General features: G+C 69.8%; 19 protein-coding genes and 1 pseudogene. 11 read left to right on the top strand and 9 right to left on the bottom strand.

The features are described 5' to 3' along the window. The first annotated feature begins 28 nt into the window (after nucleotides 1–28). The gene (locus tag ABZY31_RS12930) at nucleotides 29–520 is read left to right on the top strand and encodes a peptide ligase PGM1-related protein (protein WP_356408524.1); all 492 of its coding nucleotides are present in this window, start codon (nucleotides 29–31) and stop codon (nucleotides 518–520) included. A gap of 123 nt (nucleotides 521–643) precedes the next feature. On the opposite strand, the gene ABZY31_RS12925 is transcribed toward ABZY31_RS12930, so the two are convergent. Beyond that, nucleotides 644–949 carry an SET domain-containing protein-lysine N-methyltransferase gene (locus ABZY31_RS12925; protein ID WP_356408521.1) on the bottom strand — a complete coding sequence of 102 codons (306 nt, stop codon included), beginning with the start codon at nucleotides 947–949 and terminating at the stop codon, nucleotides 644–646. Between the two features lie 422 nt (nucleotides 950–1,371). On the opposite strand from ABZY31_RS12925, the gene ABZY31_RS12920 reads away from it, so the two are divergent. Next, the gene (locus ABZY31_RS12920) at nucleotides 1,372–1,725 is read left to right on the top strand and encodes a PRC-barrel domain-containing protein (protein WP_356408518.1); all 354 of its coding nucleotides are present in this window, start codon (nucleotides 1,372–1,374) and stop codon (nucleotides 1,723–1,725) included. 115 nt (nucleotides 1,726–1,840) lie between these two features. On the opposite strand, the gene ABZY31_RS12915 is transcribed toward ABZY31_RS12920, so the two are convergent. From ABZY31_RS12915 to ABZY31_RS12905, 3 genes are all read right to left on the bottom strand, one after another. Then, the gene (locus tag ABZY31_RS12915) at nucleotides 1,841–1,990 is read right to left on the bottom strand and encodes a hypothetical protein (protein WP_356408515.1); all 150 of its coding nucleotides are present in this window, start codon (nucleotides 1,988–1,990) and stop codon (nucleotides 1,841–1,843) included. Between the two features lie 229 nt (nucleotides 1,991–2,219). Beyond that, on the bottom strand, nucleotides 2,220–2,627 hold the full coding sequence (locus ABZY31_RS12910; RefSeq protein WP_356408512.1) for a DUF3662 domain-containing protein: 408 nt from the start codon (nucleotides 2,625–2,627) through the stop codon (nucleotides 2,220–2,222). Between the two features lie 128 nt (nucleotides 2,628–2,755). Further along, complete coding sequence (locus ABZY31_RS12905; protein ID WP_356408673.1) at nucleotides 2,756–3,241, bottom strand: MarR family winged helix-turn-helix transcriptional regulator; 486 nt, start codon at nucleotides 3,239–3,241, stop codon at nucleotides 2,756–2,758. Nucleotides 3,242–3,330: 89 nt separating this feature from the next. Between ABZY31_RS12905 and ABZY31_RS12900 the strand changes: the two genes are divergently transcribed. Then, entirely contained in the window at nucleotides 3,331–4,578 is a 1,248-nt protein-coding gene (locus tag ABZY31_RS12900) for an amidohydrolase family protein (RefSeq protein ID WP_356408509.1), read from the top strand. Nucleotides 4,579–4,834: 256 nt separating this feature from the next. Here the strand turns inward: ABZY31_RS12900 and ABZY31_RS12895 are convergent, their stop codons facing one another. Continuing rightward, nucleotides 4,835–6,337, bottom strand: a complete 1,503-nt coding sequence (locus ABZY31_RS12895; protein WP_356408506.1) for a non-reducing end alpha-L-arabinofuranosidase family hydrolase — start codon at nucleotides 6,335–6,337, stop codon at nucleotides 4,835–4,837. A 551-nt stretch (nucleotides 6,338–6,888) separates the two neighbouring features. After that, nucleotides 6,889–7,104 (bottom strand): hypothetical protein, encoded by a 216-nt coding sequence (locus ABZY31_RS12890; RefSeq protein WP_356408503.1) that lies wholly within the window; start codon nucleotides 7,102–7,104, stop codon nucleotides 6,889–6,891. 243 nt (nucleotides 7,105–7,347) lie between these two features. Between ABZY31_RS12890 and ABZY31_RS12885 the strand changes: the two genes are divergently transcribed. The 3 genes from ABZY31_RS12885 (at nucleotide 7,348) to ABZY31_RS12875 (ending at nucleotide 9,617) form a co-directional block, all read left to right on the top strand. Then, nucleotides 7,348–8,454: an ATP-binding protein gene (locus ABZY31_RS12885; protein WP_356408500.1), complete on the top strand. Its 1,107-nt coding sequence runs from the start codon at nucleotides 7,348–7,350 to the stop codon at nucleotides 8,452–8,454. Next, nucleotides 8,451–9,101 carry a response regulator transcription factor gene (locus ABZY31_RS12880; RefSeq protein ID WP_356408497.1) on the top strand — a complete coding sequence of 217 codons (651 nt, stop codon included), beginning with the start codon at nucleotides 8,451–8,453 and terminating at the stop codon, nucleotides 9,099–9,101. Before ABZY31_RS12885 ends, ABZY31_RS12880 begins: the two co-directional genes overlap by 4 nt. A 111-nt stretch (nucleotides 9,102–9,212) precedes the next feature. Continuing rightward, a complete protein-coding gene (locus ABZY31_RS12875) occupies nucleotides 9,213–9,617 on the top strand; it encodes an excalibur calcium-binding domain-containing protein (protein WP_356408494.1) in 405 nt (134 codons plus the stop codon). 1,393 nt (nucleotides 9,618–11,010) lie between these two features. Here the strand turns inward: ABZY31_RS12875 and ABZY31_RS12870 are convergent. The 3 genes from ABZY31_RS12870 to ABZY31_RS12860 form a co-directional block, all read right to left on the bottom strand. Next, entirely contained in the window at nucleotides 11,011–11,517 is a 507-nt protein-coding gene (locus tag ABZY31_RS12870; protein ID WP_356408491.1) for a DUF6193 family natural product biosynthesis protein, read from the bottom strand. A 343-nt stretch (nucleotides 11,518–11,860) separates the two neighbouring features. Next, nucleotides 11,861–12,799 (bottom strand): hypothetical protein, encoded by a 939-nt coding sequence (locus ABZY31_RS12865; RefSeq protein ID WP_356408488.1) that lies wholly within the window; start codon nucleotides 12,797–12,799, stop codon nucleotides 11,861–11,863. 99 nt (nucleotides 12,800–12,898) lie between these two features. Further along, on the bottom strand, nucleotides 12,899–13,156 hold the full coding sequence (locus tag ABZY31_RS12860; RefSeq protein ID WP_356408485.1) for a hypothetical protein: 258 nt from the start codon (nucleotides 13,154–13,156) through the stop codon (nucleotides 12,899–12,901). A gap of 210 nt (nucleotides 13,157–13,366) precedes the next feature. Between ABZY31_RS12860 and ABZY31_RS12855 the strand changes: the two genes are divergently transcribed. The 5 genes and pseudogenes from ABZY31_RS12855 to ABZY31_RS12835 all read left to right on the top strand — a co-directional run bounded on the left by ABZY31_RS12855 (nucleotide 13,367) and on the right by ABZY31_RS12835 (nucleotide 18,078). After that, on the top strand, nucleotides 13,367–14,032 hold the full coding sequence (locus ABZY31_RS12855; RefSeq protein WP_356408482.1) for a DUF402 domain-containing protein: 666 nt from the start codon (nucleotides 13,367–13,369) through the stop codon (nucleotides 14,030–14,032). A 572-nt stretch (nucleotides 14,033–14,604) separates the two neighbouring features. After that, the gene (lepB, locus tag ABZY31_RS12850) at nucleotides 14,605–15,348 is read left to right on the top strand and encodes a signal peptidase I (RefSeq protein ID WP_356408479.1); all 744 of its coding nucleotides are present in this window, start codon (nucleotides 14,605–14,607) and stop codon (nucleotides 15,346–15,348) included. A 378-nt stretch (nucleotides 15,349–15,726) separates the two neighbouring features. After that, a pseudogene (locus ABZY31_RS12845) lies at nucleotides 15,727–16,092 on the top strand (hypothetical protein); the annotation flags it as partial. A 46-nt stretch (nucleotides 16,093–16,138) separates the two neighbouring features. Then, nucleotides 16,139–16,801, top strand: coding sequence for a hypothetical protein (locus tag ABZY31_RS12840; protein WP_356408476.1), 663 nt, complete (start codon nucleotides 16,139–16,141; stop codon nucleotides 16,799–16,801). 695 nt (nucleotides 16,802–17,496) lie between these two features. After that, nucleotides 17,497–18,078, top strand: a complete 582-nt coding sequence (locus ABZY31_RS12835; protein WP_356408473.1) for a YdeI/OmpD-associated family protein — start codon at nucleotides 17,497–17,499, stop codon at nucleotides 18,076–18,078. The last annotated feature ends 119 nt before the right edge of the window (nucleotides 18,079–18,197 follow it).

The following is an 18,197-nucleotide window of genomic DNA, read 5'->3' as shown; positions in this document are numbered from 1 at the left end:
AGCCCCGCAGATCCTGAACGTCGGCGAAATGCTGATGGAGCCGATCTGGAACGGCTTCGTCATGCCGGCCCAGGATCTTTCCGCCCAGGTGCTCGAGACCATCTCCCTGCACGCGCTGCGGCTGGCCGGCGCCATGAGTTCCTTCGGCTACCGCGGATTGGTCAACATCGACGCCATCGTCGCGCCGAACGGGCGGGTGTGGTTCAACGAGGTAAACGCCCGGCTGGGCGGCTGCACCCACCTGCACCACCTCGCCACCGCACTCCTGGGTCCGCAATGGGAGCGCCACCATGTCCTGGTTGCCCACAACGACCTGTCCGTCACCAGCGTCCCCCGGCTGTTGGAGGCGCTGAACGAAAGTGGCTCGGCCTTCAATCCCGCCACCGGAACCGGGGTGGTGATCACTGCGGACGACACCCTCAACTGCGGCACCGTCGAGTATGCCGCCCTCGCCCCGGACCTGGACACCGCGCGAGCCTCGGAGCTCGACCTGCGGGCGCTGGCGCACCGAGCCGCGTAGCGCTGCCGAAGCAAGCGCCACCGGTGTGCGGCGCCCGGGGTGCCCGGCGGTGCCCGGGCCGGCGAGCCATGCCGGTGGCCACCGGCCCTTGTGCCCCGGGCCCGCGAGCTGCGGGTGGCGCCGTTACCTGGTGCGCAGGTAGGCCGCGGTGTACGCCACCAGGTCGGTGCGGTACCGGAAACCGCGGGTGCGGCCCCGGCACGCCGTGCTGGCGCACAAGCAGGTGCCGACGGCGATGCTCTCGTATTCGGTGGTCTCGTAGTCCCAGGTGATCTCTTCGGTGGCCCGGATCGTGGTCGGGGCCACGAAGTCGTAGCCCCCTTGGGCGTTGTCCACGACCCCGGTGTTGGGTGCGCAGGAGTGGTTGATGCTGCGGGCCACCTCGTCCAGTTCGACGTGAAGCTCCCAGTCCTTCTGGAAGGAATGCATCGTGCGATGTGGCTCGGTCCGAACCGGCACCCCGCGAACGACCCGCTCACCGACCGCGAAGTCCCTAGAAGTGCATTTCAGCCACCCATAGGGCGCAATCACCGCCGCAGCACGGTCACGGCCGCTGCCCGAATGCCCATACCGTTGCGGCCACCGGGGGGCTCGGGGCCGAGCGCGACGCCCCACGGTCCGCCCTGCAAAGATCCGGTGTACTTCCAGGAGGTGCAGCAGGCGGTCCGCGTTACGGGGGAGACGGAGTAGTCCCCTCGATGTCCTGCTACCACGCTCGGCGGTAGGGACGCCGTCGCGTTCGGGAGACCGCGAGCGGCAGGGCAGCGGAGTGGCTTTCTCCTGCTTGGGTTTTGCGTTCGGTGCGATCTGGTCAGGTTGTCGGTAGGCATGGACTACCGAAAGGCGCCGCTGTGAGCGAGTTCAACATCTGGGGTTACCACCCCAGTGCGGGATACCTGAAGGGCGCCGACATCGTCGGCTACAAGGTCGAGGCCACCGACGGGAGCATCGGCAAGATCAGTAAGCATTCCGAGGATGTCGGAGCCTCCTACCTGGTCGTGGACACCGGGACGTGGATCTTCGGCAAGCACGTGCTGCTGCCGGCCGGGACCATCGAGCGCATCGACATGATCGGGGAGAAGGTCTACGTCAACCGGACGAAGGACCAGATCAAGGACGCCCCCGAATACGACGAGGCCAAGCAGGCCGGCGAGTCCAATTATCTGGAGCGGTTCGGCCGGTACTACGGCCAGCCCCACGCGTAGGCGTGGCGGACAGGCGGGCTGAGAGGCGGGGCTCGGCGCCTCGCCCTGGTCCTTCGGGGTCGGTGGCGCGACCCGTGTGCGGTGGGTGAGGTCAACGGCAGCCGACCAGGAGCCCTCAGGCCGCCTTCGACGCGGAGGTGGAGTGGAAGGACCGGAAGGAGCGGACCAGGCTCCAGGTGAGGACGGGGCCAAGTAGGAGCATCGCGTAGAACGCCGCCTCCATGGCCCCGAGCGCGAGGGCGACGGTGAGCGGGATCGACAGCACATGGTCGGCAGGTGGCGAAGCCGCAGGGCGCCGACTTTGCACCGTCCGCGCCCACGCGACTCGATCAGCTGCTGCCACTCCTCCTGGACGCTGCCGCGCATGGCTGGGAGCGAAGGCCCGGCTGGCGCCGCCCAAGCCGCCGAGGTGTGGGGCTCACTTCCCCACTCGCCGCCACACAGGACCGTGGCCCGCCAGCGGGGCGTACCCATGGGGGCGGTAGGCAGCCGGGCTACGCGTTCGGCGCACTCAGTGGTGCGGAGGTGATGTGGGCCATGGGGGCGCAGCGGACCTGGTAGCGGCCGTTGGGGACGTGTTCGGCCGAGGCGACCCGCACGGTGAGCGGCCCGGCCCATTCGTAGCCCTCGCGCTCGCCGTGGCGCACCAATCGGTCGGTCAGATCCTGCCCCACGACGGCGAGATGTGGGCCGATCTCGGCGTACACGGGCGAAGGCAGCTCGACGATGTACACGTTCGGCACCACCGTGCGCTGGGAGCTGCACACGACGGCCTGCTCGTCGCACGTCCGCAGCAGCGCCTCGACCACCTCTGCCTCCATCGCATCACTCCCGAACAGCTTCGCCACCAGTGCCTGCCCGGCCCGCTCGATCGCCCGTTCCCAACCCTTCAGTGTGCCCATGAACTACACATGCCCGGGTTCGACGGCGCCACTCGCCCGCTCTGGAGCAGTAGCCGTCGCCTTGCGACATTTCAGACACGGTCGTCCGCCCGGTGGAGATGGCGGGCGGCCGTCGATGAGTGGTCGGTTCAGCCGTCCGACCGGCTGCCGCTGGGTCGCCTGCGGGCCGTCCAGTCGCTCGCGTCCCGGCCGTAGCGGGTGAGGAAGCGTGCGAACTGCAAGCGGTCCGCGGTGTCCCACTGCGCGGTGATCTCCTCGAAGGCACGGCGCTGCTCGGCTGCGTAGGCCCGACGCGCGGCCTCTCCCGCGTCGGTGAGTTCGAGCAGGCTGCTGCGCCCGTCCTGCTGGGAGGCGACTCGACGGAGCAGGCCCTCCGCGATGCATGCGGCAACGGCACGGCTGGCGACGGGCTGGGCGACGCCCATCTCTTCGGCCACTCCTCCCACCGTGATCCGGTCTGCTGCGTCGCCGACCACGTTCAGCACGATGTTGCGGGTCAGGTCTCCGCGACCGCCGCCGATGCGCCGACGCAGCCGGGACAGCGCCGGCCCCACGTTGTCGAGGAGGGAGTCGTCGTCGGGCGCACGATGTCCTTGGCTGGTCACACCCCTAATCTACGACACGGTTAATCAACATGCGTGCCGCATGTATATGACTCAAGGTATACAGTGAGGAGTCGGTCCACCAGAAACGAGGCACAGCCATGAGCACTACCGCCATCACCGGCGCCCGGGTCTTCGACGGGGAGAAGCCCCTGGGCGTCACCACCGTGGTGATCGAAGGAGGCAGGATCGTTCAGGTCGGCGGGGAGGCCCCGGCCGGAGCCGAGGTCGTCGACGGCTCCGGGGCTACGCTGCTGCCGGGGCTGATCGACGCGCACGTCCATACCGACCGTGACTCCCTCGCGCTGGCCCTGAAGTTCGGCGTCACCACCGAGCTGGAGATGCAGGGTGTGCACACCCGAGACCGGCGCGGAGCGATCAGCGAGGACGACTCGGTGGCCGATGTGCGCTCGTCCGGGTTCGCGCTGACCCCGCCCGGCGGACACCCCAGCGAGCTCTTCCCCGAAGGCTTCGACCCGGGCAGGCCCGTCGGTGGCGGACAGGGCGGCGGGCAGGGCGGCGGGCACCGGGGTGCGCCGCCCTACCGCCCCGACGCCACTGGTCCCGAGGCTGCGGCGGCTTCCGTTCCGCAGCTGATCGCGCACGGCTCGGACTACATAAAGTTCATGATCGACGACGGCAGCGTCGAGGGGCATCCGGGCCTTCCCATGCTCGACCAGGACACCTTGAACGCCGGCGTCGCCGCGGCGAAGAAGCTGGGTGTGCTGAGCGTCGCCCATGTGCTCACCATCGACGCCGCCCGCATGGCGGTCCAGGCCGGCATCGACGGCCTCGTCCACCTGTTCGTCGAGCCCCCCACCGACGAGATCATCACCATGATCAAGGACGCCGGGATGTTCGTCGTGCCCTGCACCGTGCTCAACGCCTCCATGATGGGCATCACCGGCAGCGAGCTGGCCGACGACCCTCGCGTGTCCTCCCGCCTGGACACCGACTGGGACACCACCTTGCGCTCCTGCTTCGGCCACTACCCCCAAGGCAAGCTCCAGGACGTCCTGGACAGCGTCAAGGCCCTCGTCGACGCAGGAGTGGACCTGCTCGTGGGCACCGACGCCTCCCTGCCCATGCCGTTCCTCGGCGGCCTCGCCCACGGCGCCAGCGTCCACCAGGAACTGCAGCACCTCGTCCAAGCCGGCCTGACCCCCGCGGCGGCACTGCGCGCAGCCACCGCCACCACCGCCCGGCGCTTCCGTCTCTCCGACCGCGGCCGCATCGCCGAGGGCTTGCGCGCCGACCTGCTCCTGGTCGACGGCGACCCCACCACCACCATCACCGACAGCCTCAACACCCGCTCCGTGTGGCGGCGCGGAACCCGACTGGCCTCCTGAAAACCCCCGCCAGATCGAGGGCCGGGCCGAAGGGCCCGGCCTTGCCCTTTCCTCTCCCCGCACCTGGGGCCGGCGCGGACACACCCCGTCATCCGCGTCCGCGACCGGTCCCGTCGGCAGCCCTCCGTCGCCGCCCCGACCAGGTTTGATGCCCCGCGGCAGCAATGGCTCAAGCGGGCCCACTGGCCGTTCGTCAGGTCCGCACGTCCCACGGGGCGTGCGCATCAACGTCGAAGATCCACTTCCGCAACAGGCCTTAGCGCTGCAGCGTTAGTACCCCCGGCCGGTACGGCAGGATGCCGTAGTCCATGCCATCCGTGCTGGGGTCGCGCCCCTGGTAGAGGAACTGGAGGTTGCAGGGGTCGACGGTCTTGGTCTGGTCGGGGTTGGTGCGCACCACATCGCCGTGGCTGATGTCGTTGGTCCAGGTCGCGCCGCTGTTGGCCTTGCCGGCGAAGGGGTTGCTCTGGGTGTCGGCCTGTGGTGTCCAGGTGCCGTCCAGGCTGGTGGCGGTGAACGAGCGGAAGAAGCGGCCGCGCCAGTCCTGCGCCTCGACGATCATGAGGTACTGGTTCTTGCCCTGGATCTTGTACACCTCCGGCGCCTCGAACAGGTTGGCCGCCGTGTCGCTCATGATCTTCGTGGACGACGAACCGAAGCTGCTCGGGAAGTTGCCGATGGGCATGCCGGCGCGGTAGATGCCGCCGTTGTCGTCGGCGAAGAACATGTACATGTTCTTGTCGTCGCCGATGAGGGTCACGTCGAGGGGGCCGCCGACCGGGAGGGTGCCCGAGAACAACTCCTGCTGCGCGGACCAGCCGTTGGGGTTGGTGGGGTCGCTAGAGGTGCGGTAGGAGAAGGTGTGCGGCCAACCCCCGTTATAGGCGAGCACCCAGAGGTTCTTCGGGGCGAAGTAGAACAGCGTCGGCGCGATGCCGTCGAAGGGAATCGTGTTCTGGGTGGCGGTGGCCATGTCGGACCAGTTCGTGAAGGGGCTGAAGCTCGTCAGTCCCCAGCGCCCCTGTTCCCCGGTGGCGGTGTTGTGCGTCGTGCCGTAGACGAGGTGCTTGCCGTTGTAGACGACGCTGGTGAAGTCCTTGAGTGCGACCCACCCCGACTTCGGCTGGGCCAGCGGGCCGGTCGATGTCCAGCGGTACGTCGAGGGAAGAGAGCACGTGCCGGTGTCGACGTCGGCGACGGGGACGAGCTGCCACTGCTGGTTGCCGCCGCCCCAGTCGGCGTACTGCACGATCTTGGCGCCGTCGGCGGTGGAGGCGCTCTGGACCTCAAGTGCCTTGCTGCTGTGGCGGTTCAGGAGGCGGACGTAGCCGTCGGCGGAGTCCGCGAGGCGGAACTGCTGGTTGGTCGCGTTGAGGTCGCTCCACTGGACGACGTCGGCGCCGTCGGCCGAGGACCAGCCGTAGTCGTCCAGGACCTTGCCGGAGTTACGGTTCTGCAGCCGGTAGTAGCCGCTGCCGGAGTCCAGGAAACGCCACTGCTGGGCTTGGTTGCCGGACCGGCTCCACTGGACGACGGGCGAACCGTCGGCGCTGGCGAAGTTGTAGTCGTCCAGCGCCTTGCCGCTGTTGCGGTTCACCAGCACGTACCACTTGCCGGTGTCGACGGAGGCCGCCAAGGCGGTCGACGGATTCACCATCACCAGGAAGCCGGCCACGAACACCATCGAGAGAAGGGCGGCCACCCGTGGACGCCATCCTCGCAGTGTCGAGGTTCGGGGAGCTGTAACTGGAACGTTCATCTGCACCCTCCTGGGGGCGACTTGGGCAGGGGTCGGGTTTCCTCGGTGCGTGCGGACCGGCACGGCAGGTCCGAGGCGGCGCCAAGACGTGACCCCTGCAGGTGAGACCCTGGTTCTCCGGCGTTTTGTTAGCGCTAACAATTTGAACGTCGAACATCCGGCGTGTTTCAGGGAGAAGACCATGACATGTCAGAGGGCGTCAAGGGCCTGGTCGCCACCCGTTCGTAACTGAAGGGCCATCAGGGCAGTTTTCCGTCACAGCCGTTGACGAGATCGATGTGAGCGCTCACACTCCTTCGGTGGCCCACTGGAGGCCTCGCTGCCACACCGGCGTCACATGCTGCCGGAGGGGCGCACCAGGGAACCCGCACGAGCGCGCCGGCGCGCGAGGGCCGCCAACAGAGCCGGCGCCCCTCAGGGCCCCGGCTCTCGGCACCTCTCCCGACGTATCAGGGCCCCTCCCAGCAGGCCCCGATACGCCCTCGTCGCCCCGGCGGGCCGCACCCCAGGCCGACGCCGGCCTGTGCACACCAGCCCCGACCCGCCCCGCCCTAGTCCCCGCCGCCGAGCACGCCGGCCGCGTTCAGCAGCAGCACGGTCGTCGAGACGGCGCCCATGAAGGCGACGGCGCCATGCCGGAACGCCTCGGTGCGCTTGGCGCTGTCCGCCTCGCCGATGACGCCGATGAGGCTGACGGCCAGCGCCGTGGTGACACCGACGAGGACCACTACGAGAACGAGAAGTCCCTTGTGGACCGAGCTGTCCATGTCCGATCTCCCTCCCACTCCACCAAGCCGCGCGGTGCACGGGGCCTGCGGATCACGACGGTAGGGAGGGGCGGCAGAGGGCGTAATCGACGTGCGGAGGACGTCCCCGCCGCTATGGACCCCCGGTCCATGGACGGCGAGGGGGTAGCTGTCGGAAGGATGACGCGGACCGCCCCGGCCCTGCCATGGTGAGGCATGACATCGCAACCCGCTCTGGAAACGGCGTTGGAACGGACAAATCGAATGCTCCTCCGTGCTCTGGCCTTTCTGCGGGCCGTTCAGTTCGCGCTCTGGCTGTGGGTGCCCTTCGTCGGTGACGGCCTCAGCGCCTACCCGCTCCAAGTCCCGGTCGGCTATGTGCTGGCCGCGCTGTTCTCGGCTGTCCTCTTCGGTACGGCGATCCGCCGTGACGCGCTGCCCGGCCGCTGGGTGGCCGCGGACGTGGTGCTGGCCGTCGCCTACGCCTTGGTGATCAGCCGCTCGTATCCGCCGGTCGAAGCGGCGTCCATCAGCAACTGGGTCATCCCACCCCTGTGCGGGGTGACGGTGACGGCGGCGATCTATGGCGGCCGCTACCGGAGCGCGGCGGTGGCCGCCGTCATAGCGGCCTGGGTGGTGGGGGCCTGGCCTGCGGTCGGTACGGACAGCAGGCTGGAGCTACTGACCAACAGCACGATGATGACGCTCTTCGCCGTAGTCGCGGGCTTCACCGGCAAGCTGCTGCTGGCCGGGGCGGTGGCCGCGGACGACGCCACGGCGCGCGCCGTGACCGCCGAAAACGCGAAGGCACGGGTGGAGGAGGAGAAACGGCAGAAGGGCCTGATGCACGACCACGCCCTGCAGACGCTCCAGGTGATCGCTCAGGGCGCTCACACGATGGGCGCCGACAAGGTCGAACGGCTGGCCAGGAAGGATCTGCAGTTCCTGCGCACGATGACCTACGTGGAATCCGGTACGTCCGCTCTCCAACTCGGCGAGTCTCTGGCCACGATGATCCGCGCGCACACGGCGCAGGTCGTACTCGACCGGGTGGAGAGCACCATCTCGACACTGCCGGCGGATCTGCCGGAGGAGGTGGTGGAGGCACTGACGTCGGCCACCTGCGAGGCGCTCAACAATGTCGTCGCACACGCGCGAACGGACTGGGTGCGGGTCACCGCGGCCAAGTACGCCCGGGGCGGGATACGCATCGCCGTCACCGACCGCGGCGCCGGGTTCGATCCGCAGACAGCGGACCGCCGGGGCCTGGAGCGCTCGGTCACCGCCCGACTCGAAGCGATCGGCGGCCTCGCCACCATCAGGAGCACGCCCGGCAGCGGAACGACCGTGGAGTTGAAATGGCCTCAGTGATCGACATCAGTGTGATCGACGACGACAGGATGTTCCGCAGCAGCATCGTCTCGTGGCTGGCAGCGGAGACCGAGATCCGCGCCACTGCCTTCCCTTCGCTGCCTGAATTCCTTGCCGCCAAGTCCGCGCCCGGCATCGTCACCCTTGATTTGCACCTGGGTGACAAATCCATGCCGGGGGAGAACGTTCGGGCGCTCACCGCGGCCGGGCACAAGGTGGTGGTCATGACGGTCGTACCTCCCAAGGAGTGGATCGGCGACGTCACCGCAGCGGGCGCAACGGCTTATCTCCTCAAGCCTGAGCACGGCCTGGACACCCTCGTCCAGGTCGTGCGCCAGATCGCGGCGGGTCAGGTGCCGACCACGGCCGACCACGCGTTCTGGCTCGCACAGGACGACAGTCCGCCGCCTTTATATCCGCGCGAGGAGGAGATCCTGCGGCTCGTCGGCGACGGTGTGTCCCACAAGGACATCGCGGCAGAATTCGACTGCGCGGTAAGCACCGTACGCACGCATCTGGCCAACGTCCGGCAGAAGTACCAGTCGTCTCAGCGGCCGTACAAACGACCCACCGACTACCGGGACTGGGCTCAGGAACGCATCCTGGACCGCGACCGGCTCGATCCCGGTGCGGGCGGCCCCGCCTGAAACCGTCGCTGGCTTCACGGGCTTCACTGGCAGCCGGCGCATCCCGGTCGCCTCGTCGTAGCGACTTCCGGCAGCCGGACCGTCCGGTGGCCGCCGGCTGGCCGGGGTCGCATGGGGACACCGCGGCGTGCCGTGGTCACTGGCTGCGTGCCCGAGCCGCAAGCGCGAACGGCTGAACGGTTGAACGGGTCCGGCCGGCGGTTCCGGATCTCCGGCCGGGTGGCGCGGCACTGCCTCCGCGGCCACGCCGGGCACCGTACCGACACTCACCCGAGCGCCGGACGTCACGTCGCCACCCCGACCGGACCCCCTTCGCCTGCGGACCCGGTCACGCCCGCTGAGCCGAGCCCGGCCACCACATCGGCCGCACCTGCCACCGAGGCTCCGAACGCGTACTACCGAAGGTGTGCCGACGCTCGCGCGGCCGGCGCCGCGCCGCTGCACCGCGGGGAGCCGGGCTACCGATCGGAACTCGACCGGGATGGCGACGGCGTAGCCTGCGAACCTTGGCGGTGATCAGCGGTGATCAGCGTGACAGCGATGATCAGCGGTGAACGGCCGGTACGAGCCACCACGAACCTCTGGGTGTGGACGGACCGCGTACGGGCGAGGGCGGGCGAGGCGGACCGGACGGACGTCCGTGCAGCAGCGCACCGGCCCCAGGACATCGCTGCTCCGCCTGCTCGTTCGGGGATTGTGCCGCGCCGCCAGGTCCGGCTGCGGCATCGTCATAGCCGGCGCCCTCCGCCGGGCGCCCGGGACTGACCACAGCTGGAGGGCTGTCATGGGCGCAGGTGAGCGGGAGACGTGGACGACGGACGAGTTCGGCCGGTCCCACCAAGGCGCGGTGGGCGTGCTCCAGGAAGACGGCACGGTGCCCGGTCCCGTGTACTTCGATGCGGGCTCCGGCGCGGGTGGCTCCACGGTGTCGCAGTGGAACGTCTACGACGGCCGCTCCCCGCGGGTGCCGCGTGCGGCCGCGCTGCGCGCGGTGTGTTCCTGCGGCTGGACGGGCCCGGAACACCGGCTGGACTGGGAGAGCATCGCAGGCAAGGCCCTGGCGGAGGCCGGCGCCGGCGAGGCGGATGCCTGCCTGCGGGACTGGGACGGGCACACCTCCCAGGTCGAGGCGTCGGCGATCCCCCTGCCCGAGGCGGTCACTACGCTGCTCGCGCGGCTGGAGGAGGAGATCGACAAGCTGACGAAGACCTCCCCGGCCGCCGCGGTCCGCGCTGCACGCCGCCTTGAGGTCACGGCCGAACGGGTGGGTTACTGGGCCGCTCACGGTTACCCGGACGGACCTTACGCTCGAGCAGGCGGCCGCGGCGTTCGGGCTGGACGAGCCGGCGGCGCGCCGCCTGCTGGCCCGCTTCGGCCGCTGGGACTTCTACCGGTGACCGACAGCGGGAAGGCGCACGTGGTGCCGCACCTTGTGCTGACCGAGCGGGCACGCAGCACGGCTGAGCGAGGATTGCGTGAAGGGCCGTCCCGTGTACCGGCCAGGCACCGGGCACCTCCCGCGTCGAGGAGTGGAAGTACACCTACCGGGCCGCCCACATCACCCCCCCCGGGCAGGCCCTCGGCGCCCAGGTCAGCATCGACGGCCGGACCGTCACCGTGCACGGCCCGTCCCCCCTCACCGCGGCCCGCGTCAACGGCCCAGACATCCGGGCCGCCGCCACCCTAGTGATCGCCGCTCTCGCAGCCGAAGCACTTCGACCCGCAACGGGCTTCTCAACTCAACTGCGGATACGGCGGTTTGTGGCCCAAGCGCGCGGCGCTCGGTGCCAGGTGGGGAACGTGAGTGCGTCACTCCAGGGAGTGCCGTGGGGCGGGGAGGGCAATCTCTCCCCGGCCGCTGGTCAGAGCAGTGCCGTACGGCCCCACACCCGCCCGCGGTCCTCTGGCCTCAGCTCGCCGGTCCCAGCCCCTCCGGGAGGGCGGCCACCACGAGAGCGACGGCTTCCTCCGGCGTCTCGGCGCGTGCGACCAGCCTGCCTCCGTGTCGCACCCCGTACAGCCCCTCGTCGTACGGGCAGATGGTGTATCCGACCCGCGTCTTCCAGAATTCCTCGACACTGGTGGAAAACCAGAGGTTGAAGTGACTGTTGACCGGCATCAACTGACGGAGCACCGGCCGGGCGTATGCCGCCACCAGAAGCGCGTGGGGGCGCGGATGACGGTCGTACGGCGGCATGTGGACGCGGTCGAGCTTGACGCGCCACGCCAACTCCACGACACCGAACGGTTCGCGCTCCTGGACGAGGGCCCAGGGTCTGAACCGGACGAACGGGGCACTTGCCCTGGTTTCTTCGAGGCCCAGTCCGCCCGTCCAGGCAGCCGTCGCCCTGACCACTTCGGCCAGGTCTGCGGTCTCCCCCCAGGCCAAGGGTGTGCGGTTGGCCTTGAGGAACACCTGGAAAGTTCGACGGCGCTCGCCGGGCGGATCGACTGCTCCTCGCGTCGAGGTACTCCGCGAGGCTGCCCCACTCCGTGCCCGACTCGGGGAGGTCAACCCCGAGCCGCTCAGCCGTGCGCCCCAGCGCGGCCCGGAGGGCTCCGTCATCGCCCCAGCCACCCTCGCCAAAGCCCGCCCCGAAGTTCATCGCACCAGTGTGGCCGAACGACTCCGGCCTGACGACCCCACCTTCCGATCATCGGTTGCCCGGGAGCGGGAGCGGCCTGGGTGCTGTCAGCGGTCGGCCAACTCGCGTAGGAAGCGCCGTTCCGCCGCTGGAAGCGGGTGCCGTCCTTCTCGTTCAACTCCAGTTTGCTGGTTGCCTTGCTGCGTGGATGTCTGCCGTCGCCGCCGGGGTAGGGGCGCTGCTCAGGCAGTGGTCGAGGAGTGCGTGCATGCGGGGAACGGACAGTGATGGGTTGGCGGCCGCGCCCTCCGCGGTGCGGGGGTCGGCGAGGAGAGCCTCCAGGGTTCCCGGTGCCAGACGCGGGTTGGCGGCGGCTGCCCGGCACACCGACTCATCAGGGTCGCTCAACGGGACTTCGGGCAGGCCGGGATCGGCTGCGGCCAGGGCCCGTACCTCGGGGTCCGGGTGGCCGATGAGTCGGGTGAGGCCGGTGCGGGGGAACGTGGGCAGGGTCAGCAGGTGTGGACGGTGGGGCGGGCGGGCGACGAAGACGTCCACGAGGAGGTGCTGCGGGGCCAGGGGGTGGCGGCAGGCCAGCTGGATCCGTACCTCCTCGTCGTCGTCATACGCGAGAGTGTCGACGAGTTCCGCGGGCAGGCTCGGCCAGCTCGCCGCGACACGGCGGAGCACCGGTTCCCCGGACGCCGCGCAGGCAGCGAACCAGTCGGGCGAAGGCTCCTCGGCCAACTCGGTGATCGAGCACGTGCAGTCCGGGCCGTGCCCAATGACCGCGTGGATCGCCGCGTGCTCGGCCCATGTGCGGGGGAAGGGGTGCAGGCGTGCGCGCATCCGCACATCCTCGTCCGGATCCTCCCTCAACCCAGCGACCAGGTGCGGTCCCAGGTCGGGCCGTGCGGCGACCATCGCACGGACCTTCGCCTCGGGGTGGCGGGCGAGCCGGGCGACGGCGTCGGCAGGGGTGTGGCGGTTCCAGGCCAGGGGGTACACCGCGTCGTCCGCGAAGCACTGCTCGACCAGCGCGGGAGACAGGGTGCACGTGCCGAGCACGAACGACTTGCTGTGCAAGCCGATGGACGGCAGCGTGGTCTCCACCGCTTCCGGGTCCAGCTCCCAGCTGCTCTTCGCCGCTTCCCGTACGGCGGGGTCGGGGTCGTTGAGCAGGGCCTGCTGCTGGGCAGGGGTGAGCGACTGTCACCTCCGGGCGGCGCATACGCGGAGCCCGGGGTGCTCGTGCCCGGCCATGGCGCGGTAGAAGGACAGAGGGATCTGCCGCGAGAAGCCGAGCGCCTGGACCATCTCGTGCTCGGTGACCACGCCGTCCTCGCCCCCGTCCTGGGCGGTCAGGAGGGTGGCGAGGATGTCGTCCGGCAGCGGTCGGACCCATCGGGGCCTGGGCCGGGGGCCCCCGGCGAGCCGATAGCGGACGATCCCGGACGGGCCCGTGGCCAAGGGAGTGAGCGAAGCGAGTCGGACACCGCGTCATCCTGCCACCTCGCGGCACCCCGACCGGGGCCACGTGGCGACAACGTCGTCAGCGCTTCTCTCCGGCCCCCGATGGGCAGAGCGCGGCGAACGGGGGCTTGCCCACGCCGCCCCGGTGGGCTGAGGTGGTGCCCGCGTGGCCGGACATCCCGGCCAGGTTCGCGAGGGAGGCACTCGGTGGAGACCTTCGAGGTGGGGGAGACGGTGGTGCGCCGTGATGTGCACCGCTCCGGGCGGGTGTGGAGCGAGCATGCGTTGCGTGTGATCGCCGACACCGGTGAGGCGTTGGTGACCGCCTGCGCACCCGGCGCACAAACGCTGTGGCCGGCCCTGTACGCCAAGGCCTGGGAAGAGGGTGACCGATCGGTGCGCTCGGAGGCGTTCGATGCGATGGCGACGGGGGAGTGGGAGCTCGCCCCCGGCGTGTGGCAGGAGACCGAGCTCCTGCTGTGGAAGCCGCCGACGGCGTGGTTCAGCATCAACGCCTTCTTCACCGCGGCCGGGCTGCGGAACTGGTACGTCAACTTCGAGCACCCCACCCGCCCCACCGAGACCGGCTTCGACACCTTCGACCTCACCGTCGACCTCGTCATCGACCCCGATCTGAGCACGTGGACGTGGAAGGACGAAGACGAATACGCCCACGTCCGGCGCCTGGGCATCGTCACCGACATCGAGCACCAAGCGGTGGAGGCCGCCCGCGCCCAGGTCATCGCGATGCTCGAGGAACGTGCCGGGCCGTTCATGGACGCCGACCGGTGGGCGTCCTGGCGCTGGGAGCCGGCGTGGCCCGCGCCGCGCCTGCCATGCAGCGGCGGCGAGCCCTTGGGACAGCGCTTTTGACCGAGGGACCCCACCCGCGGGACGGTCATCGTGCAACTATGCGCACCCCGACTCCACAGGGACGGCGGTCGGATGCCCCATGGGGGCAAGATGCTCGGCTGTCGGACGGGTTCCCCGAGCTCTCGGGATCCCGGTCGTGCCGGTGATGCGTTCCGGCGGAGGCCTGCTGTGCTGCGCGGAGTTGGGACGTTCGGCGCATCGGTGCATCGGCGCGGCGACGGGTGGACGTGGGTGCTGCGGGTAGGCGCGTCGGCCGGAGGCGGCCGGCAAAGCCGGGATCGCTACGGCCTGCTGCGCTTCGACCAGGTGATGAACCACGCCGGTCAACCCCGACCTGCGCATCGAGGTGGACGATGTCGACGCGGCCTACGCGGCCGTGCTGGAGGTCGTCGCGAAAGCGTTGAAGCCCGTCTGTACCGGCCCACCCGCTGGAAGCAAGCCCTCCAGGCTTTCGACATCGCCTTCGAAGGACGCCTCACCGTCAACCGAGCCTGACCTCAGCAACCAGACCGGTTGCACCGTCTACTGGGCAGACCCCCCACGGGGAGCCCGGTTGGCGTACCTCGCGCCGCATGCCCGTACAGTTCGGGCGCACATCGGAGCGAGGAGAGCAGGGCAAGATCGTGGGAACGCAGGGCCGGGGACGGGGACGCCGTCTTGGGGCGGCAGCGGTGGCACTCCTGGTGCTGGGCGGGGTTCTGAGCTGTGTCGGAGGGCTCGGTGGGTACTTCTTCATGCCGACCAGGGTTATGCCGTCTCACCATATGATGCCGTCCCTTCCGGCAGGCGGATCGATGGTCTTCAACCTGTTGGTCACCGGTGTGGACCGGGGCGACGTGGTGCTTTTCGACGCAGCGGCCTGGGGTGAAGACCACCTGGGTGTGGAGCGGGTGGTCGCGGTGGGCGGCGACCGTGTCGCCTACACCCCCGGGGACCGGACCCTGACCTTGAACGGGAGGCCGCTGGACGAGCCGTACGTCATGAACGGCGACCCGGTGGCAGGGACGCCCGCCGCGTTCCACGTCGAGGTGCCCGAGGGCCGGCTGTTCCTGCTGGGCGACAACCGCGGCAACTCCGCCGACTCCCGGTACCAGTACGCGGTGGCGGAGGGCGGCACCGTGCCGCTGTCGGCGGTCAAGGGCGCGCTCATCGACGAGGACGACCCGCTGGTCATCGGCCTGCGGTCGGCCGTGCCCGTCGGCGGGGGGCTGCTGTTCCTGGGCGCGGTGTCCAGCGTTGCCGCGCTGCGGTTGCGCCGCCGAGCGGTGACGGCCGCGGCACCGACGGCGGACACAGTGCCGGTACCCGCATCCTGAAAGCAGCGCACCACCTCGTCGTTGCGCGGCAGAGCGCCCAGCCCGCGGCGGCCGCCGCGTTGCCGGGCCTGCCGTGCGAGGACCGCGGCCAGGAGCAGACCGCCGGGCAGTACGAAGTACTCGTCAACGTCCGGGAGACGCTCCGGGTCGCGGTCCGAAAGGCGGTGAACGGCTTTCTGGGTTCGACGGCGCCGGGCGAGTTGCATGCGGACCCACCGAGCACGGCGTCCGTGCTGCCGTTCGGTGCGCTCCCGGCCGTGCAGGACGCGGCCCCGGAGCGCCGCCGCCAAGCGCGGGAGATGCTGGTCCGGACCGAGGGGGCCGAGGCCCCGCCGGCGTACCGGACCGAGCAGGGACGGCGCTGGTTCCGGCACAACCCCCTGGGCGACCGCCTACGGACGCCTCTGCCTCCGGCGGGACGCCGGTGTGTTCACCACCCTGCCGGAAGGCCAGATGGCTGTGGCGGCCCGGACGGGGAGGGGAACTTGTCGCTGGTCAACGTGGACTCCACCACGGTGCACGCCCATCACGACGCGGCGGGGCTCCGCGTCAGCAACCACCTCATGTCGGCTCTGGAGGGAGCCGTGCAGGAGCAGAAACAGCCCGGCAAGAGAGGGCTGTTCGGAGGAACAGAAGGGACAGGCCGAGCGCCGTCGCATCCCACGCCTACGCAACCTCCGCCTGAGGGAAGCCCTGCTCGGCCGGTTCCGGGGCGGACTCATCATCAAGATTCACGTTGGCGCGGGCCAATGGCGCCTATGCGAAGAGCTGCTGAGATGAGGAAGTTGCCATGACCGCGGGAAGTTGGCTGTGGGTCTGTCTACGGCGCTACGTCATGACCGCCTCTCTCGGCTGGATTTCCGCGGCCCTGGTGCTGCCCGTTCTGGGCGATGATCCCTTCTGGGCGTCGTTGGGAGCGGGGCTGGGAGCGGGGCTGATCGTGGTGCCGCCCCTGACGGTCGTGACCATGTTCGTACTCGTCATGCTGGCCGGTCGGCGGTTCGAGCCGCCGACCGGAGGCCCCTCGCGGATCCGGGGTGGCTGGCTGATCGTGCTACCCCTGGTCCTGCTGCTGCCCGTGGCCCTGCTCGTGCCATTGCAGTACCTGATCGTGGTCGGCGCGCAGTTCGTCTACCTGGTCTGGGTGCTGCCCTGCCAGGACGCCCGCGACACTGCGGACGTGCTGCGCTCGCTATCCGACCCGGCCGTCCCTGCTGACCGGCGAGCCGGGATGGCCCGGGCGGTTGCGGGACTGCGGGGCAGGCCGGTCGTCGAAGCCCTGCTGCAGACCTCGGCCGACGCGGAGCCGGAGGTCGCCGAAGCGGGCTTGGAAAGCCTCTGCACCATCTGGCGGCGCGACGGAGTCGTCGGCGAGGACCTGCTGCTCAAGCTCGACCCTCGCGCCCAGGAGTACGTCCGGGCCCTTGGCGTCAGGGTGCGGAGCCCTTGGTGAGAACGGCGGCGATGGTAGGCATATGACAGGGCCTGGCCTGGCCCGACATTCGGTACCGGTCCCGGACGGTGCGGTGCATACCGGAACGGTGAGGGCGTACGAGAGCACGGCGACGAGCTGGTGAACTCGCTGCCGTCGTCGCGCCCTCACCTACCAGATGGCCCGCGCCCGCATCGCCGGCCTCCGCTGCGCTCCGGCCGACGCGCAGTTGCGACCGCCGTCGAGGGTGACCGCGCCGGCATGACGAATGTGCGTGGCAGAGTCTGCGGACCTTTCTCCATCTCGACACACCGAGGATCGACGATCTCGTCAACTTCGACGCGCCGGATCAGGCACAGGCCTAAGCTACCGAGGCGAACCAGCAGCTCGGCCAGGATCACGTAGTGCTTTGCGTGCCAGGCAGGAAACGCGATCCCCTTCATCCTCGCCTCTGCTTCGGCTGAATAGCGACATGCGACCCATTCGTTCAGCGAACTAGCCCACAGCCCTGATCTGCGCACACGGCCCATTGGACAGTCCCTGGTCGTAGCCGCCGTCGCCGGACTCCAAAGAACGTCCGCGTGGATGAGATCCTCTACGTTCAGCTCACCGGGGCTCGCCGGAGTCGGCAGGTCTGCTCGACATCCGGGGGCGTCGGAGGGCCCGTGTCCGTAGTAGGTCAGAACCTGTCCTATCTGGTCCCTAGCCTGCCATTCATGCAGACATACGAGGACGGCGTCGAGATTCTTGTCCCCGCCAGCCCGGCCGATCTCGAGGCATGGCTCGACGAGCATCACGAGGAACAGACCGCGCTCTGGGTGAAGATCGCCAAGAAGCATGCCGGCATCCCGTCGCTCTCCTGGGAAGAGATGGTCGACACGGTGCTGTGCTTCGGCTGGATCGACGGTCTGCGGCGCGGCTTCGACGACACGTACTTCCTGCAGCGCACGACACCCCGCCGCCCCCGCTCGTCCTGGTCGCAGGTGAACGTTGACAAGGCCGAGGCCCTGATCGCCGAGGGACGGATGCGCCCCCGCGGCCTCGCCGAGGTCGAGGCGGCGCGTGCGGACGGTCGCTGGGCGACGGCATATGCCTCGCAGAGGAATGCCACCGCACCGCCGGATCTCGTCGAGGCGCTCGACGCGAATCCGACGGCGCGGGCGTTCTACGAGACGCTCGGCAAGTCCGACCGGTTCGCCCTGTACCTCGGTCTGGTCACCGCCCGCACCGAGAAGACCCGGCTGGCCCGCCTGGAGCGGATGGTGACGGCGATGGCAAGGTCCGAGCGGCCATCATGAGCAACGTGCCAGGGTCCAGCGGGCACGACAACCGCCCCGAAAGGCCCTCGGCGGATAACTCACCCGCGCGGGCGGCCGGACACCGCAGACGCCTCACGACGCCAGGCGTCCAGTTGACG

Origin of the sequence: Streptomyces sp. NPDC006529, from assembly GCF_040611795.1 — a bacterium.
GTDB lineage: Bacteria > Actinomycetota > Actinomycetes > Streptomycetales > Streptomycetaceae > Streptomyces.
This window is presented reverse-complemented; position numbering and strand designations above follow the sequence as displayed.

What these genes read in the sequence shown, in the direction of transcription:
- ABZY31_RS12890 (WP_356408503.1), bottom strand. Translation starts at nt 7,104, where the DNA reads ATGGACAGCTCGGTCCACAAGGGACTTCTCGTTCTCGTAGTGGTCCTC.
- lepB (WP_356408479.1), top strand. Translation starts at nt 14,605, where the DNA reads ATGCCCGTACAGTTCGGGCGCACATCGGAGCGAGGAGAGCAGGGCAAG.
- ABZY31_RS12925 (WP_356408521.1), bottom strand. Translation starts at nt 949, where the DNA reads ATGCATTCCTTCCAGAAGGACTGGGAGCTTCACGTCGAACTGGACGAG.
- ABZY31_RS12840 (WP_356408476.1), top strand. Translation starts at nt 16,139, where the DNA reads ATGACCGCGGGAAGTTGGCTGTGGGTCTGTCTACGGCGCTACGTCATG.
- ABZY31_RS12910 (WP_356408512.1), bottom strand. Translation starts at nt 2,627, where the DNA reads ATGGGCACACTGAAGGGTTGGGAACGGGCGATCGAGCGGGCCGGGCAG.
- ABZY31_RS12885 (WP_356408500.1), top strand. Translation starts at nt 7,348, where the DNA reads ATGCTCCTCCGTGCTCTGGCCTTTCTGCGGGCCGTTCAGTTCGCGCTC.
- ABZY31_RS12835 (WP_356408473.1), top strand. Translation starts at nt 17,497, where the DNA reads ATGCAGACATACGAGGACGGCGTCGAGATTCTTGTCCCCGCCAGCCCG.
- ABZY31_RS12930 (WP_356408524.1), top strand. Translation starts at nt 29, where the DNA reads ATGCTGATGGAGCCGATCTGGAACGGCTTCGTCATGCCGGCCCAGGAT.
- ABZY31_RS12895 (WP_356408506.1), bottom strand. Translation starts at nt 6,337, where the DNA reads ATGAACGTTCCAGTTACAGCTCCCCGAACCTCGACACTGCGAGGATGG.
- ABZY31_RS12875 (WP_356408494.1), top strand. Translation starts at nt 9,213, where the DNA reads ATGGGGACACCGCGGCGTGCCGTGGTCACTGGCTGCGTGCCCGAGCCG.
- ABZY31_RS12900 (WP_356408509.1), top strand. Translation starts at nt 3,331, where the DNA reads ATGAGCACTACCGCCATCACCGGCGCCCGGGTCTTCGACGGGGAGAAG.